Genomic DNA, 1680 nt, shown 5'->3' on the forward strand with positions numbered 1-1680 from the left:
CCTCGAAGTTTCGTGAGGTGGCGGTCGGTCGTTGAGTGGTCCGGATGGTGTGGTCTGAGGACCGGATTCCGGACCGGGGCCGTGATGAGGCGCCCGAGGCGTCGGTGGGCGTCGGGGTTCACGGCCCCGAAATTGTGTGCCTTTCAGTCGGTGGTCAGGACGGCTGGTGGGGTTAGCCGGGGTCGGGAAGTGCTGTGAGCCTTGCTATTGCGTCGAGAAGAAGAGTCATGTGGGGTGCGTGGGCGGCCAACTTCAGTCGGGTTCGGCGGGCGTGGCGGCTGATCTTGGCGGCGATGGTGAACACGCGGTGGCGTAGGCGTTTGGGTTCCCACCGGCGGGCCTGGGTGTCGGTGAACGCGAGCATCTGAGTCCAGGCGATCAACTCGCATGCGATTTCGACGATGACGCACCAGATGCGGTTGGCGTCGAAGCCGTGCAGGGGCAGGTTGGTCAGTCCGCAGTCTTTGGTGGTGCGGATGCGGTCTTCGCAGCGGGCTCGTCGGCGATGTCGTAGTTCGAGGTCGGCGAGTTGACCACGAACAGTGTTGGTGGCAAATGCGGTCAACCGCAAACCATCTCGGTCGGTGAAGCGTAGCTGGGCGCCGGGATGGGGTTTCTCTTTACGCACGATCACCCGCATACCGTCGGGCCAGGTACTCAGGTCGAGGACACCGGTCAACTCGGCCACCCACGCCCCGTCGCGTTCGGTACCGTCGGCGTCGTAGGCCGGTGTCCACACCTGGGGTGAGAGACCGTCGATGGCCTCGGCGATCGGCTCGGTCAGGCCGAACCCGACCGAATACGCCAGCCGCCGCTTGTGCAGGTAGTTCAGGAAGTCGTGGGTGCCGCCGGCCGAGTCGGTACGCACCAGCACCGTTTTACCGACCCGATACCCGCTGACCTGCGGTAGCTGTGCCAGCGCGTGGGCGGTGACGGTGATGTGGTCGGCGGCGGTGTTGGCCCCGGCATTACCGGCCCGCAACTCGATCGCCAGGGGTTCACCAGTCCCGGCACTGCCATGATCAACGAACGCACACAAGGGGTGAAAACCGAAGCCACGCTTATAGGTTGGGGCCGCGTGTTCTTTCTCCGAATGTGCGGTCACCAACGTCGCATCCAAGTCGATGACCAGCGGATCGTGCGCGTCGCGACCATGGTCGGGAGCGGTATCGCCAGCGCAGTGCCACGCCCGGGTTCGGGCGCGCGCACGACCCGAAGCGATCGCGGTCAGTACTGCCGGCGCATCAGCAGCCAGGGTGGCGATCAGTCGTGACACCGTCGGATCAGAAGCGATCTGCCCAAACACCGCCGGATCGGCTCGCAGTTGGTTGATGTCGGCCAGACAGTCACCGCCGATCGCGACCGCGACCGCCAGATCCAGCAGGATCTTGCCCGGATCATGAGTGGCCAAAGGCTTACGCCACGGCATCAACGCATCGGACAATGCTGTGGTCAGACGCGTTTTCTCCGCAGCACGCAGCAACACTGTGGCCCCAGCATGCGACACGATCCCGGTTCCCGACCCATCAGCGGACAACTGCGGATACGGCGACGTAGACTTACTCACCAGATTGGTGCTCCTCGATCATGAGATATTCGGACCTTCGCAAGTCGAATTATCCCAGGTCAGGGCACCAATCTTCGTTTACGACACGAAATCAGCATGAAAGCCCGAGGCTA

The 1680-nt window shown here is 63.5% G+C and carries 1 protein-coding gene; it reads right to left on the minus strand.

Going from position 1 to position 1680, the window contains the following annotated elements; translation table 11 throughout:
- Window positions 1–172 precede the first annotated feature (172 nt).
- Window positions 173–1567, minus strand: a complete 1395-nt coding sequence (locus A5785_RS19815) for an IS1380 family transposase (protein WP_064862097.1) — start codon at window positions 1565–1567, stop codon at window positions 173–175.
- Between the last annotated feature and the right edge of the window lie 113 nt (window positions 1568–1680).

Origin of the sequence: Gordonia sp. 852002-50395_SCH5434458, from assembly GCF_001665905.1 — a bacterium.
In the GTDB taxonomy this organism is placed as follows: Bacteria; Actinomycetota; Actinomycetes; order Mycobacteriales; family Mycobacteriaceae; genus Gordonia; species Gordonia jacobaea.